Raw genomic sequence first — 14,141 nt, 5'->3', positions numbered from 1 at the left:
GCCTTCCTCTACGTCACCTGCCTGACCTCTTGACCATCACTTGACTGCGGCTCCGGTGCGCTACTCCACCTTCAGCACGCCGTTCATCACCATCCAGTGGCCGGGGAAGGTGCAGAGATACGGGTAATCGCCCTTCTCCTTCGGTGCAGTGATGTGGATGGTGAATTCTCCCTTCGGATTCGTCATGTCGGTGTAGGCGATCACATCGTCGCTGTCGGGGACGTAGTGCTTCTGCATGCCCTGCGGGTCGGTGATCATGAGGTTGCACTTATCGCCGAGCTTTTGCAGTGAGCCGGGTTTGGCGAGGAGCCAGTTGTGCGGAACGACGTCGGGGTTTTTGAAGACAATGGTGAGTTTCTCACCCGCTTTGGCGGTGAGCTGCTTCTGCACGAATTGCAGGCCCAGGGCGGCTTCGATGACGAGTTCGCGTCCGCCTTCACCTTTGGCCCACGGGTTGGGTTTGCTCGGTGTCGGCGCGATGAGGCCGATTTGGGCGGCGTGATTCGTTTTCGCGATCTTCGCGTAGCCGGGGAAGCCGGTAAACGGCTCCGCCAAAGCATGCGCGGTGAGGAAGATGTCGTGACCCGTGCTCACGCGGAGGTGGATCTGGCTGGCGGTGACGATCTGCGGGATTTCGAGGAAGAGTGTCTTACCGCCGTCGAGCTTCTGCACGCTGCGAATCTCCAGCGGATCATGCCCCGGCGTGTCGGCATACTTCACGGAATACTCCGGCGAACCATACGCGGCGCTGTAGCGGTAGTTCCAGCATTGCGCGAAGCAGGTGGCGGCATCGGCGTCCTTCACGGGCTGGTTGAAGCGGAGGAGCACGCCGTTGTCGCGTGCCTCGAAGCCGATGGGCACCGGCTTTTCGCCACCGGTGAAGCGTACGCGTTGGAAGCAGCCGTCCTTCGGTGTGTAGCTGCCCCAGCCCTGCATGCCGTTCACATAGAGATGGCCGTCGTTCGGATTGAAGCGCGCGGCTTGCGGGCCGGAGTCGAAATTACCGCTGATCTTGACCGCTGCTCCCTGCCAGCGGCCTTTGACGTTCTGTCGCATGACGAGCCAGGCACTGCCGCCGCCGGAGGAAAGATGGATCAAATTGCCATCACCTTTGAGTGAGGCCCATTTTTCGCCAGAGATAAAGGCTTGGGAGCTAGCGCTGTTGTCCTCGCCGCGCGGCATGTACATCAGCACGGGTTCCGGCGGCTGGTTGTTCTTCGGGCCGCCTGCGCCGAAGTGAGCGCCCTCGTTTTTGCCGAGTTCGACCTGGCAGAGGCTCGTCGCGGGCGTCCAATCGCCTTCTTGAACGCTCGTGGTGATGAAACGGCCATCGGGCGAGAAACCAAGACCGTTTGGATTTCTAAACCCGGTGGCGAGCACATCGAGTTGATCGCGGCCCGTGATGCGACACACGCCTTGATTTCCGGAGGCGAAATACCAGCGGCCTTGCGCATCGGTTTCCAGCCCGATGATGAAATCGTGGCCGCCGGGCGAGGTGGTCATCGCGTTCGTGACGCACTCGTAGAAATCGGCTTCGTCATCGCCATTGAGATCGTGCAGGCAGGTGATCTGATCGCGGCCGAGGACGTAGAGTTTGTCCTTCACGACCTTCATACCCAGCGGCTGATGCAGGCCCGTGGCGAAGCGTTTCCAGCGGACCTTTTCGAGCTTCTCGTCGATGCCCTTCACCAGCCACACCTCGCCTGTCATCGTGGCGATGGCGGCGGTGCCATCGCTGAAGAAATCATGCGCGGTGATGAAGAACAGCGTGCCATACGGATTCTCGAACGGGATCGTGATGCGATCTGTGGCGAAGGGCGTCTGCGTGCCGAGTTCGCCCTTGGTTTCAATCCACTGCGGCCATTGGGCTGGGCCACCTTTTGCATAAGCCGGTAGTTTTTGTTCACTATAGCCTTTGAGAGAATAGTAGAACGCCACCTCTTTCCCGAAACGATAGAAGCCATGGTAAACACCTTCATGCTTGGCTGTATCCCTTTTGGTTACTTTACCTTCCATCATGCCTCCTCCCATGAAACCGTGACGGTTGTCGTTGAGCTTCACGAAACCTCCCTCCCAATCCAGTGGGAAAGTTAATGTTTCCGGATCGAAAACATAAGATTTGTCCCCGCTTCGCACACACACCGCTTTCGGGATCGTCAGCCCAACACCTTTGAAAACGGTGCTGAACACACTGCCGAGATCGCTGGCAGCAAAGCGGCCGTCTTTCCACGTCACTTGATCGTTTTGATTGCCCCAGTGGCCTTGCTGGCCGCCGTCCATGCCGGGGAAGGCTGGGATGAGTTCGGGCAGCGTTTGATTCATGAACTGCAACGCCTGCTTGCCGTAGAAGTCGAAGGTGCGCTCGCGATTGACGAACTCTTGCCAGTGCTGGTTGTCGTCCTTGTTGAGCGGCGGGAGGTCGGGCTTGAAGGGCGCGGGATCGGGCGCTTTGACGACAGGGGCGGCGGTGCCGAGATCGTCGAAGCTCCAAAGGGCGAGCGTGTTGTCCATGCGCAGGCGGGGGGAGTCGCCTTTGCGCGGTTTCATGACGCCGCGTGAGAGGCGGGCATCGTCGATGAGGCCATCGCAGCCGATGGTGCCCTCGACGAGGCGACCGAAGGCGATGGACTCGACATTGGCGTGACGCATCTCGCCTGCGGCACCGGTGGGTTTCTCGAAGACGTTTTTGCCATCGATCCACAACGTGACGAGTTTGTCATCGACGCTGGCGACGAGGTTGTGCCACTTGCCATCGCAGATGTTCACCTTAGAATCGTAGTCGCCGCCGCGTCCGGGCATGTAGAGCGCGAGCGATCCGCGTCCGGCGTGCGTGTAGAGTTCCCAATGCGTGCTGGCGGACTTGGGATTGCAGGCGACGAGGATGTTGAAGCTGTCCTTGCTGTTGAGCTTCGCGCGGCACTCAATGGTGAAGGGCAACGTGTGGAATTCGCCTTTGCCATCGACCAAGAGGCCGCCGGAGAGGGCTTTGCCGAATTCTTCGCTTAGCGAGGGAACGCCAGAAGCCTTGGTGATGGTGGAAGGTGCGTTGGAGGCTGCCTTGGGCCTCGCCTCGCTCCAGGTACGATACTTGGGCTTCGCGGCGGGCGGTGCGTCATCGAGTTGAGGGATGAGCCACTTCAAGCCGTCGAGGTTGTCGAGCAGGCGGCCTTCGGCGTCTTCGTTCGTGTGATTGAGGATGCCGATGGGGCCGCTGTAGCCGCTGGCGCGGATCTGGCGCAGCACCTTCACATCCTGCGTGCCGACACCGAGCGGGAGGATCTTGCGGCCTTTCGTGTCGCCTGCGATGTCCATGCCGTTGAGGTTGAGGCAAAGAAGATGCGGCTTCATCGCCTCGATGGCCTTCGGCAGGCGGTCGAGGTGGCTGTGGCCGTGGTGGAGGTTGTACACGATGCCGACATTATCGGTGGCGTGGTTCTTTTTCAGATATTCGCACACGGCGATCATGTTCTCCGGCTCGCCGCCCCAGCCGCCGTGGTTGTAGATGCCGACCTGGCTGCCAATTTTCTTCGCCTTCTCCAAAATGGGCAGCAGACCTTCGGCGGCGGATTTGACCTGCGCCTCCTGCGTTTCGCCGGTGCCCTTCATCATGATCCAGAGCTGCGGATGGAGCTTGTACTTCTCAAACAGGCGGAACGCCTCGTCATGCATGCCCCAGAACGCGAACATCTCGATGCCGTGCTTTTGATACGCGAGGATCTCGCGCTCAAACTCCGCGACGTGTTCCTGCCGCCAGTCGTAGGCGACTTTTTTGAGGCCCATCTTCGCCACCATCTCCGCGCGGGCTTCGGGGGTGCGCTTGGCAGCATCAAACGGAACGATGCACCATGCGGCGAGGTTGGATTTGTCGAAGAGGTCGGCGGCTTTGACCACGGAACACACGGAATACACGGAAATAAGAAGAGTGAGGAGATGTCGGGTCATTGGAGAGATGGGTTTGCGTCGGTTTCGTGTGTTCAGTGTATTCCGTGGTTGATCCAGTTCATTTCGCGTAGCTCTGCCACTGCGCCTCGATCCACTTGGCGTCCGGTTTGCCGTCGTAAATCAAGAGGCGGTATTTGGAGATGTAGGGTTTGCCGGGGTCGATCGACCAGTCGCCGTCTTGGGAGGGGGCGACGCAGAGCTGCGGGTTCTTGGGGTTCAAACGCAGGGGCTGGGGGAAGCGGAAGTTGCTCGGATGGATCAGCACGGCGATGCCGGTGGGCGTGCCATCGACTTCGCCGCCGAGATGAACCCACTTCGCCTTGCTGTTATCGCCAGCTTTGCGGTCGTGGCCTTCGCTGGTGAGCATGGTGACGGCATCGACGGGGTTCCAATGTTCGCTGCCCCGCACGCCGAGGCCGCCGTAGTGGTATTTGGGGAGCTTGAGCGGCTTGTCGCTCGCGCAGGTCTGCGTGCTGGTGAGGTCGATGATGTTGGCGAGCACGCTATCGAGCGTTTTTTGTGAAACCTGCACTTCCCAAGTCTCATTGAGCACTTTTTGGTCGGGCGTGTGGCTGTGATCGAGAAAAACGTGCTGGCTAATGAATCAGCCGACGTCAGCACCACCCCAGGATTGGTCGAGTTTGACGAAGCGGACCTCGGCGGGCAGCGAGGCACCGCTTTTGGCATCGGTCTTGCCCATGTTCCAGAAATCGGGATGCGAGTCGCCGAACTCGGTCTTCGTCCACGCGAGCCAGATGCCGCGCTGCCAGGGATGATCGGACTGATGATTGCCAGTGACAAGTTTGCCGCTCGGCGAATACACCGGATGCAGATGAGCACCGTGCTTGAAGATGGGATTCACACCTTCCGGCACGTCGCCGGGCTCCATCTGGTAATCGCAGATGGTTTTGCCCTCGATGGCGAAGTGAAGGACGGAGCCGATCTTTTCGGCGGTGATGTCCTTGGCGTTGGATTGGCCTACGGAACACGCGGAATACACGGAAAGGATCAAAAGGCCGAGATGAGGGCGAGACACTTTGGGTTTCATAAATCAGTTTTCCGAGTGTTCCAGGCATCCCGTACGCCGGGGTTTCCTTGAACGAACAGTCGATTCACAAACTCGCAGGCTTCACGAGCGTTCCGGCCTTGATGACGCCGCCTTGCATGACGGCGAGAAGGTTGTCTCGGTTTTCGAGGAGGGAGATGTCTTTGAGAACGTCGCCCTTCACGACGAGGACATCGGCGAGCTTGCCTGGTTCGAGGGAGCCGAGTTCATGGGCACGGCCCATCATCTTCGCGCCGCCGAGGGTGGCGCATTGGATGGTTTGCAGCGGACTGAAGCCGACGTAGTTCACGAAGAAGGTTAGCTCCTGCGCGTAGGTGCCGTGCGGGGTCCAGCCGAAGCCATAATCGCCGCCGAGACCGAGGGTGCCGCCAGCTTTGAGCACCTTGCGGGCGCTTTCGGCTCCGGCTTCGAGGGTTTCTTGATGGCCGTCGATCACACGCTGCGAGAGTCCGAAGTCCTTGCCGCGCTGGACACTGAAAAGCTCGAAGCCGAGACCGGGACACATGGGCACGTTGCGTTTGAGCAGGAGTTCGAGGCATTCGTCGTCCATGAAAGTGCCATGCTCGATGGCGTCGTAACCGGCCTTGAGCGCGTTGTAGATGCCGTCGCGGGCGCGGCAGTGGCCGGTGACTTTGAGTCCGTGATTATGCGCGGTGGCGACCACGGCGTGCATTTCATCGAAGGTCATGCACAGCGTGTGATGGTCGTTGATGTCGGGCGAGGCCGCATCGCCTGTGGGATAGGTCTTCACCCACTCGATGCCGTCTTTGACGAGTTTGCGAACCGCCGTGCGAGCCTGCTCGGGGCCGTTCACGATGAAGACGATGCCCTCCATGCCGATGCGGCGGTAATCGGGGTTCCAGTCCATCAAACCGCCCGCGCCACAGATTTCGCGACCGCTGGTGCTGAGTCGCGGGCCAAGGATCATGTCCTCCTCGATGGCCTTCTTCATCCACACGTCGATGTTGTGCAGGCAACCGCCGCTGCGCGCGCTGGTGTAGCCGCACTCGAGCGCGGTCTTCGCGTTCACAGCGGATTGCAGCGTGACGTATTCGACGGGGAACTTGATGTCGAGGTCCTGCAACTCGGTGACATTGAAATAGGTGAGGTGGATGTGTGCCTCGATGAGGCCCGGCATGATCGTGCCGCCTTGCGCGTCGATGATGCGTGCATCGGGTGGCGACGAGGGAGCATCATCTGCCGGACCAGCGTAGGTGATGAGGCCGTCCTGAATGATGAGCGTGGCGTCGGGGGCGGCTGGCTTGCCCGTGCCGTCGATGAGCTGGCCGTTTTTGACGACGGTGATGCCTGGTTGGAGCTTCATGGTTCCTAGAGGCTATCCATTTCCAAAACGGAAGGCTAGAACAGAAGCGGCAGGGCTTGGAACAATCGCGGCGGGGAAGCCATGCCTGCGGAAGACGCGGAAAGGATCAGAAGGGCATGATTTCAGGCCTTCCGCGTGTTCCGTAGGCCGTCATGTTGGAGAATACTGGCTTCGGTAGGTGGCGGGTGTGAGGCCGGTGACTCGACGGAATTCACGCGTGAGGTGGCTTTGATCGGCGAAGCCGCAGCGTTGGGCGATGGCGGCGATGGATTCGCGCGTATCGACGAGCAAGCGGCACGAAGTCTGGATGCGCAACCGCTTCAGATACTGCTGTGGTGGCAGGCCGTATTCGCGTAGAAAGCTGCGCTCGAAGGCGCGGGCGGACATGCCGGCGGCTTTGGCCATGTCGGCATTCGTGACGGGTTCGCCGAGGCGTCGCGTCATGAGTGAGATGACGACGCCGAGGCGGATGTCGCTGCGCTGATCGATCTGCGAGGCATCCAGCACACGCGTGATGCCCGCGGTGCCGATGGCGCGGCCTTTGGCGTCGAGCACGGGTCGCTTCGTCGTGAAACACCATGCGGCGGTGTGATCGAAACGGCCCACGAGTTCGAGACGGCCTTGAACGGTGTATCCGGAGAGCACGGCTTCATCGCCCTCGCGGAAATGGGCGGCGAGGTGCGGCGGCGAGAGGTCGTCGTCGGTTTTGCCGAGCACCTCATCAAGACGATTCATGCCGTAGTTGATCAAGAAGGCGCGGTTCACCCAGAGGTAGCGGCGTTTCGCGTCTTTGATCCATGCCTGCACATCTGGCAGCGTGTCAAAGAGGCCGCGCAGCGCCTCAGCGGAGGAGGGGAGAGGCGGAGTGGCCCTGGCGCGTTGGGGTTTCACGTTGAAGAGGCTATCAACAACGATGCGGGATGACACGCTGAATCACACGGACATAAAAAAGGCGGAGCCGCATGCCGCAGCCCCGCCTGGTGAGTGATGCAAGATTACTGACGCACTTCCTTGATGTGCTTGTCCGGCGCGGCGTCGAAGGCGGCCTTGCTGGCGACGTCGGCGAAGGCGACCTGACGGGCGTAACTGACGGTGATGGACGGGTCGGCCTTTTTCTTGCTGAGCGGGCACTGGCCGGTGACAGCGCCGATAATGTTGGCGAGGTAGGCCTTGGGGGTGGCGGTGAACTGGGCTTTGCATTTGTTGCAGCAGACCGCGACGGTCTTGCTGTAGTTGCTGGTGATGGCCGGATTGGCAGGCTTGCCGGAGACCGGGCAGACGGTGTTCAGCGGCTCGGCGGCGTTTGAGATGCCTGCGAACAAGGCGCAGGCGGCGACGAAGGTGAGGATGTGTTTCATGAGGGGCGGTGTGAAGACGAGGGAAAGGCGATACGAATTCACCGGCAGCCCTGCAACCAAAATTTTCCGGCGCCCGAGGCCGGGTGGCTGGGAAATCGGTCGTGTATGCGCTGATTGACACCTTTCCGCCGAGAGCCTAGGCTCGTGCCCGTGTGCGTCACATTGAGCTGATGCAGGCACGGACAACAGGGTTCACGCCATGACCTGAGTTCGCAGAACAAGCTTTCATGGCCGATCTTCGCCGCTGAAACCGCCATGAACCTGTATGTGAGCAATCTTCCCTACACCATGACGGACGAGGAATTCCAGCGGTTGTTCGCCGCGCACGGCCAGGTCACGAGCGCGCGCGTGGTCAAGGACCGCGAAACGAACCGGTCGCGTGGTTTTGGTTTTGTCGAGATGCCGGTGGAGGCGGAGGCGCTGACGGCGATCAACACGCTGAACGGCTTGGATGTGGGCGGACGCCCGCTGCGTGTGGTGGAGGCGCGGCCGAAGGAAGACCGGCCGCCGCGTGATTCTCGTGGCGGAGGCAGGTCGTGATTCTTCGGCCCGCCAGGGCCGGTTGATCAGGCCTTGGGCTGATACTTCGGATACCGCTGCTGAAGTTGCTTGAGCATCTGCTTGGCCTGGGCCTCGTCACCCGCTTTTTGCAGGGATTTGGCGGCTTTGTAGAGCGCGTCAGGCGTGACGTCAGGATCCTCGTAAAACTGGCTGGGTACGGCGTATTTGGCGGCACCTGCCTTCCATTTTTCGAGGGCGGCGGCCTGCTGGCCTTCGGCGGCGAGCCGGTCGCCTTGAGCGGAGAAGATGTCCCCTTCAAGAATGAGCAACTCGGCCTGGAGCTTGCCGTCTTTGACGACCTGAAGCGCCTCCTGGGCCACTTTGTCGGCCTCGTCGAAGCTGCCCTTGCCGAGCAGGGCGCGTCCTTTCGTGAGCTGGGCGCGGGCGCTGGAGGCAGCGTCTGGATTGGATTTGAGGAAGTTCTCCGTGGCCTGGATGCTGGCGTCAAACTGGGCGTTTTGGAGCTGCGCCATGCCAAGGTAGTTCCACACGACGGCCTCGGTGTTTTCCGGCGTGTCGGGGGTGACGGCCAGTTCGAGGAAGCGGGCGGAACGTTTGAAGTCGTCGCTGCTGTAGAGCTTGAGACCGAGCCATTTCAGGATGTTCGGCGGCACCTGACCACCCGGTTTGGACTGGAGGTAGCTGTCGATGGTCTTGGCGAGGTCATCGGCGTTCTGCCGTGCGTAGTCGCACAGGATGATGAGCTGGCTGGATTTTTCCAAGTAGTCCTTGCTGTCGATCTCGATGGCGCGGCGCAAGGCAGGGACGGCCTTGTCGTAAAGTTTTTGATCGAAGTTGCCGCGACCGATGCCGTAGTAGGCCTGCGCTGCGGCGGTGGTGGTGGGAAATTTTTTCAGCAGCGTCTCAAAGGCGGTGACGGTGGCCTTCGGGTCTTTTTGCTCCATGCCGATGAAGCCGAGATGAAGCCAGGCCATCTCGCAGGCGTCGGACTTGGGGAATTCCTTGGTCACATGCTCAAAGTCGGCCTTGGCCTTCGGTAGATCACGGGCGTCCCGGTTGGCGAGGCCGCGGCGGGCGTAGGCCTTGGGGAGAAACTCATGCTGCGGATGCTCGTTGATGAAGCGGGTGAAGGTGGCCACGGCCTCCGGGTGGCGTCCGGCCTCGGCCTGCGCCCAGCCCATGTTGAAGAGCGTGCCGGGGCGCAGCTTCTCCGGTAGTTTTTCAATGGCGATGTCGGTGTAGCTCACCACGGCCTGCTGGTAGTCGGCCTTGTTGAAGTAGAAGTCGGCGCGGATGAGGCGGGCGAGGGGCAAATACTCATGCGCGGCCCGGTTCTGCGTGTGCCGGGCGATGAAGGCCGTGGCGAACTCGCCAAGGTCCTTGTCGTTGAGCAGGTAGAAGCAATAGAGCTTCCAGTAGCCGGCGTCGAAGGCCTCTTCCGTTTCGGGATGGTACTGCTCGATGAGAAGATACACTTCCACGGCGCGGGCGTAGCTCTTGCGCATGCGGTAGGCATGGCCGACGAGCACGAGCATCTTCGCGCGCGAGGCACCGGGTGGCAGCACCTCGGAGTTCTTGTTGTAGTAATCAATGACGGCGTCGTAGTCGCCCTTGGCGTAAAGCGCCTGGATGATGCCGACGAGCGCGATGCCACGGTTCTGCTCGGTGGTCTCCGGCATGCGCAGCGTCTTTTCGAACATCAGGATGGAGTCGTCCGGCTTTTTCAACTCGGCAAAGAGCACGGCGGCACGGATCGATGCCTCGGCCACGATGGCGCGGTCGGCACTGGTTTTGACCAGATCCTCGAAGATCGGCAGCGCCTCGGTTTTCTTGTCCTGCGCAAGGAACATGCTGCCCAGCGTGAGCAGGGCCGTCTCGCGGTAGGGGTTCTCCGTTGTGACGGCGATCACGGTTTTCAAGGCGGCGGCCTGCTTATCCTTGTCGCCCGCCATCTCATAGGCGCGGCTTTTGTTGTAGGCGGCGGCCAGTTTGACCTGGGGGCTCTTGTGCTTGGCCTCGCAGAAGGCGAAATGACGCGCCGCATCGAGAAATTTCGACTCATTGAAGGTCATCGCGCCGAGCCGGTAGGCGGCGGAGGGCGCGCCCTCGCTGTCCGGGTAACGGTTCACCACCTCCGCATAGTAACTGGCCGCCTGCTTGAGCTGGCTCTGCTTCATGTAGCATTCGCCGATGCGGTACAAGGCGTCCGGCACCTGACGTCCGGCGGGGTATTTTTGCAGGTACTTGGCGTAACCCTGGGAGGCCAGGCTCCACTCCTCGCGGTCATAGGCCAGCGTGGCGAAGTCAAACATGTCGTCATCCGGTCCCTTCGTCCTGGGCGGGGCGGGGCGGCTCTGGGGATCGTCCAGCACCGGCTGCGCTTTGGGCGGCGGGCGCACAGGGATGGCCTTCGGAACCGGAGTGTCGTCCTCGACGGGAAGTGCGCGTGGAGGTGTCTGCTGCGCCAGGGCGGTAAGGGAGATCAGTCCAAGCGCCGCAGTGGCGAGGTGGTGGAAACGGCGGCGTGAGGCGGTGTGCATCGTGGCGGGAATCATCTCACGGGGGGCGTTGCGGCAGGTTGGTCGGCGTCCGGTCTGCGGGTGGCGAAGGCGATGTTCCAGATCCCCGCCTTCTGGCAGGTGTCGAGCACACGGATGACATGCTGGTAATCGACGATCTCATCCCCGCGAAGAATCACCGCCTGGTCCTTGTAGAGCTTCACAATGTTCTGCAGCTTCACCAGCAGCTCGTCCACGGTGAGCTTCTGGCCGTTCACGATGATCTCACCCTCCTTTTTGATGTTGATGATGATCTCGCCGACGTTGCGGGACTCCTTTTCCTTCCCTTCATCAGCCGCAGGCACGCTGACATCCATGACCTGCTCCTCCTTCGCATACTGGAAGGTCACGGCAAAGAAAATGACCAGCAGGAACAGCACGTCCACCAGCGGCGCGAGCTGCATGGGGGTGGGTTCGATGGAGTGCTGTTTGCGGAAATTCATGCGCTGGGGCTTTCAGACTACGTTCGTCGTTCGGAAATTCGTCTTTTGTGCCTACTGGCCGGCCACCGCGCGTGCGGCACGTTTGTACTGCACCGCGAGCAGCGCCATCAGGTGGGTTGTCGCTGCTTCCATCTCGGAGATCAGGCGGTTCACCTTCCCACGGAAGATGGCATAGAAGATCAGGGCCGGAATGCCGATCACCAGGCCGGAGGCCGTGCAGAGCAGCGCCTCGGACACGCCCTGGGCCAGACCGAGCTGGCTGGAGCCGCCCGCGCCCTTGCCCGAGATCTCATGGAAGGTGGTGATCATGCCCAGCGTCGTGCCCAGCAGTCCGAGCATCGGTGCCACGGCTCCGACGTCCCCGAGGTAGGCGATGCGGGCCAAAAGCAGACTCGACTGGCGGTTGCCCTCGGCCTCTGTGACCTCCTTCACTTCCTCAAAGCTCGCCGTTGGGTTGCGCGTGGCAAAATCCAGCGTCTTCGCCGTGATGCGGGCGATGCACTCGTTGCGGCGGTTGCACACGGCCAGCAGGCCCAGGTAGTCCTGTTTGCGGATCAGCGCGTCCGCCGAGTTCATGAAGGCGTCACTCACCACCGTGCCCTGCCGCACTGTGAAGGTGAACAGTACGATCATGAAGAAAGCGATCATCGACAGGCCGATCAACGGGTAGGCCATGACCCCGGTGCGTTTCACAAAGCCGTCAAAGGTCAGCACATCGGCGTATGGATTGTCTTCCAAGGCGGCGGCTTGCGTGGCGGCAGGTGTGACGACCGGCGCGGGCTGCTGGGCCTGAGCGGAGACATTCATCGTGACGATGACAGCCGCCAGCAGGGCCAGGGCGAGGAGGATTTTGCGATGCATGAGGGCGCGACTGTAAACGTGAGCGCCCGCCTTGCAAGCGGGCTGGTTGGCTGGCTTTCTGCCGGACTCAGGCCAGCAATTCCCGCACCACCTTGCACTCGTTCACGCCGGTGAGGCGGAAATCGAGGCCGGCATAGCGGTAAGTGAACTTTTCGTGGTCAAAGCCGAGGATTTTCAAAATCGTGGCATGCAGGTCATGCACATGGACGGGGTTTTCCGTGGCCTGGAAGCCGAACTCGTCCGTTGAGCCGTGTGTGTAGCCGCCACGCACCCCGCCGCCGGCCAGCCACATCGTGAAGCCGTAGTGGTTGTGGTCGCGGCCGTGCTGCTTGCCCGCGTTGGCCCCCGGCGTTGGCAGTTCCACCGCCGGGGTGCGGCCAAATTCACCGCCCCACATCATCAGCGTCTCGTCCCACAGGCCGCGCTGCTTCAAATCCCCCATGAACGCCGCCATCGCTCCGTCTGTCTGCTGCCCGAGCTTCCGGTGGTCGAGAATTTCATCGTGGGTGTCCCACGGCTGCCCCGCGCCGGTCCAGAGCTGGATGAAACGTACGCCGCGCTCCAGCAAACGCCGGGCGATGAGGCACTGGCGGCCAAAGGCGTGGTCGCCATACATCTTCCGCACCGATTCCGGCTCCTTCATGATGTCAAAAGCGTCCGTGGCCTCCATCTGCATGCGGTAGGCCAGCTCGTAGCTCTGCACGCGGGCTTCGAGCTGCTGGTCGCGCTCTCTCTGCACCAGGTGCTTCTGATTCAGTTCCATCAGCAGATCCAGCTGACGGCGCTGCTGCTTCAAATCAAGCGAGCCATTTTGAATGAACTCCACGAGCTTTTCGACCCGCGTGTCCTCGGTGTTAATGTAGGCGCCTTGGTAAGCGCTTGGCAGGAAGGCCGACTGCCAGTTCTTCGTGCGCCGCGTCGGCATGCCACCGGGGCACATCGCGATGTAGCCCGGCAGATTCTGATTTTCGCTGCCCAGGCCGTAGGTGACCCACGATCCCATCGTCGGACGGTTCAACCGACCCTCGCCGCTGTTCATCAGGCCCAGCGACGGCTCATGATTTGGCACATCCGCGTGCATGGAGCGGATCACGCACAAATCATCGGCAAACGCGCCTGTTTTCTCAAAGATCTCGCTCACCTCAAGGCCGCACTCGCCGCGTTTCGTGAACTTGAACGGTGATTTAAAGCCCGCGCCAGTCGGGCGCTCGGTTTTGAGCACATTGGGCAGCGCCTTGCCGTCGTATTTGTCCAGCATCGGCTTCGGGTCGAACGTATCGACGTGAGAAGGACCGCCGTTCATGAAGAAATGCACCACGCGCTTCGCCTTCGGCTCAAAATGCGGCCGTTTCAGCGCCATCGGGTCCAGCGTGGCCGCCGCAGCCTGCTGATTGAACAGCGAACCTGCCGCCACGGTGCCAAAGCCCATGCCGACACGCTGTAGCAGTTCACGACGCGTCAGAAACGCATGCTCCAGATTTGGAGCATGATGTGAGATGGGAGAGTTCATTGGGGGTGCGTAAGATACGCTTTTTGGGGTAGTCTGCTTTCGCATCTTTCCAGTCACAAGAAAGCGCAAAATCGGAGCGCAAGCTGCTGATGGAAATATTGCCACGCAGGCGTAGTCTCCGCGCCCCCAAACCTCGAAAATGCCCCTGAACACTCGCCACCTTGCCTTGGCTGAATTTGTCGTCGCCGCGTCCAGCCTTTCCGCTGCTCCCGATTGGAAGCAGGTGGAGCCCATGCTCGCCGCGAAGTGCTACGAGTGCCACAACGCGGACAAGATGAAGGGCGATGTCGATTTGAAGAAATTCGCCGCTAATCCCGATGTGCCGGTGAACTTCCAGATCTGGAACACCGTGAAGGACACGATCGACAACGGCGACATGCCGCCTCGGAAAGCCAAGCAGCTCACCTCCGAAGAAAAAGCGGGCATCACTGGCTGGGTGCAGCATTCGCTCGATCTGCTCGCGGAGGCCAAATCCGGCGATCCGGGCCCCGTGACGATGCGCCGCCTCACGAATGCCGAGTATGACTACACCATTCGTGACCTCACAGGCCGCGATT

The 14,141-nt window shown here is 61.0% G+C and carries 10 protein-coding genes and 1 pseudogene; 2 read left to right on the top strand and 9 right to left on the bottom strand.

From position 1 onward, the window contains the following. Positions 1–60: 60 nt before the first annotated feature. From ACILSI_RS21865 to ACILSI_RS21845, 5 genes and pseudogenes are all read right to left on the bottom strand, one after another. Positions 61–3,942, bottom strand: a complete 3,882-nt coding sequence (locus tag ACILSI_RS21865; RefSeq protein ID WP_395724044.1) for a LamG-like jellyroll fold domain-containing protein — start codon at positions 3,940–3,942, stop codon at positions 61–63. A 58-nt stretch (positions 3,943–4,000) separates the two neighbouring features. Beyond that, positions 4,001–4,942: pseudogene (locus ACILSI_RS21860) on the bottom strand (PmoA family protein). 112 nt (positions 4,943–5,054) lie between these two features. Next, entirely contained in the window at positions 5,055–6,332 is a 1,278-nt protein-coding gene (locus ACILSI_RS21855; protein ID WP_395724043.1) for an amidohydrolase family protein, read from the bottom strand. A 150-nt stretch (positions 6,333–6,482) separates the two neighbouring features. Further along, positions 6,483–7,223 (bottom strand): helix-turn-helix domain-containing protein, encoded by a 741-nt coding sequence (locus ACILSI_RS21850; protein ID WP_395724042.1) that lies wholly within the window; start codon positions 7,221–7,223, stop codon positions 6,483–6,485. Between the two features lie 104 nt (positions 7,224–7,327). Continuing rightward, positions 7,328–7,690, bottom strand: coding sequence for a hypothetical protein (locus ACILSI_RS21845; protein ID WP_395724041.1), 363 nt, complete (start codon positions 7,688–7,690; stop codon positions 7,328–7,330). A 255-nt stretch (positions 7,691–7,945) separates the two neighbouring features. Between ACILSI_RS21845 and ACILSI_RS21840 the strand changes: the two genes are divergently transcribed. Next, positions 7,946–8,230, top strand: coding sequence for an RNA recognition motif domain-containing protein (locus ACILSI_RS21840; protein ID WP_395724040.1), 285 nt, complete (start codon positions 7,946–7,948; stop codon positions 8,228–8,230). A 26-nt stretch (positions 8,231–8,256) separates the two neighbouring features. On the opposite strand, the gene ACILSI_RS21835 is transcribed toward ACILSI_RS21840, so the two are convergent. The 4 genes from ACILSI_RS21835 to ACILSI_RS21820 all read right to left on the bottom strand — a co-directional run bounded on the left by ACILSI_RS21835 (position 8,257) and on the right by ACILSI_RS21820 (position 13,584). Further along, positions 8,257–10,767: a tetratricopeptide repeat protein gene (locus ACILSI_RS21835; RefSeq protein WP_395724039.1), complete on the bottom strand. Its 2,511-nt coding sequence runs from the start codon at positions 10,765–10,767 to the stop codon at positions 8,257–8,259. Beyond that, positions 10,764–11,213, bottom strand: a complete 450-nt coding sequence (locus tag ACILSI_RS21830; RefSeq protein WP_395724038.1) for an ExbD/TolR family protein — start codon at positions 11,211–11,213, stop codon at positions 10,764–10,766. Before ACILSI_RS21830 ends, ACILSI_RS21835 begins: the two co-directional genes overlap by 4 nt. A 51-nt stretch (positions 11,214–11,264) precedes the next feature. Next, positions 11,265–12,074 carry a MotA/TolQ/ExbB proton channel family protein gene (locus ACILSI_RS21825; protein WP_395724037.1) on the bottom strand — a complete coding sequence of 270 codons (810 nt, stop codon included), beginning with the start codon at positions 12,072–12,074 and terminating at the stop codon, positions 11,265–11,267. A gap of 67 nt (positions 12,075–12,141) precedes the next feature. Further along, a complete protein-coding gene (locus ACILSI_RS21820) occupies positions 12,142–13,584 on the bottom strand; it encodes a DUF1501 domain-containing protein (RefSeq protein ID WP_395724036.1) in 1,443 nt (480 codons plus the stop codon). A gap of 139 nt (positions 13,585–13,723) precedes the next feature. Here ACILSI_RS21820 and ACILSI_RS21815 point away from each other — a divergent pair. Further along, on the top strand, positions 13,724–14,141 hold a 418-nt coding region (locus tag ACILSI_RS21815; RefSeq protein ID WP_395724035.1), incomplete at its 3' end, for a c-type cytochrome domain-containing protein.

This window comes from Prosthecobacter sp. (assembly GCF_044232965.1).
Classification (GTDB): domain Bacteria; phylum Verrucomicrobiota; class Verrucomicrobiia; order Verrucomicrobiales; family Verrucomicrobiaceae; genus Prosthecobacter.
This window is presented reverse-complemented; position numbering and strand designations above follow the sequence as displayed.

Bases quoted from the DNA above. Each gene is read 5' to 3' on its own strand.
- ACILSI_RS21825 (WP_395724037.1), bottom strand. From the start codon at position 12,074: ATGCATCGCAAAATCCTCCTCGCCCTGGCCCTGCTGGCGGCTGTCATC.
- ACILSI_RS21865 (WP_395724044.1), bottom strand. From the start codon at position 3,942: ATGACCCGACATCTCCTCACTCTTCTTATTTCCGTGTATTCCGTGTGT.
- ACILSI_RS21830 (WP_395724038.1), bottom strand. From the start codon at position 11,213: ATGAATTTCCGCAAACAGCACTCCATCGAACCCACCCCCATGCAGCTC.
- ACILSI_RS21820 (WP_395724036.1), bottom strand. From the start codon at position 13,584: ATGAACTCTCCCATCTCACATCATGCTCCAAATCTGGAGCATGCGTTT.
- ACILSI_RS21835 (WP_395724039.1), bottom strand. From the start codon at position 10,767: ATGATTCCCGCCACGATGCACACCGCCTCACGCCGCCGTTTCCACCAC.
- ACILSI_RS21845 (WP_395724041.1), bottom strand. From the start codon at position 7,690: ATGAAACACATCCTCACCTTCGTCGCCGCCTGCGCCTTGTTCGCAGGC.
- ACILSI_RS21840 (WP_395724040.1), top strand. From the start codon at position 7,946: ATGAACCTGTATGTGAGCAATCTTCCCTACACCATGACGGACGAGGAA.
- ACILSI_RS21855 (WP_395724043.1), bottom strand. From the start codon at position 6,332: ATGAAGCTCCAACCAGGCATCACCGTCGTCAAAAACGGCCAGCTCATC.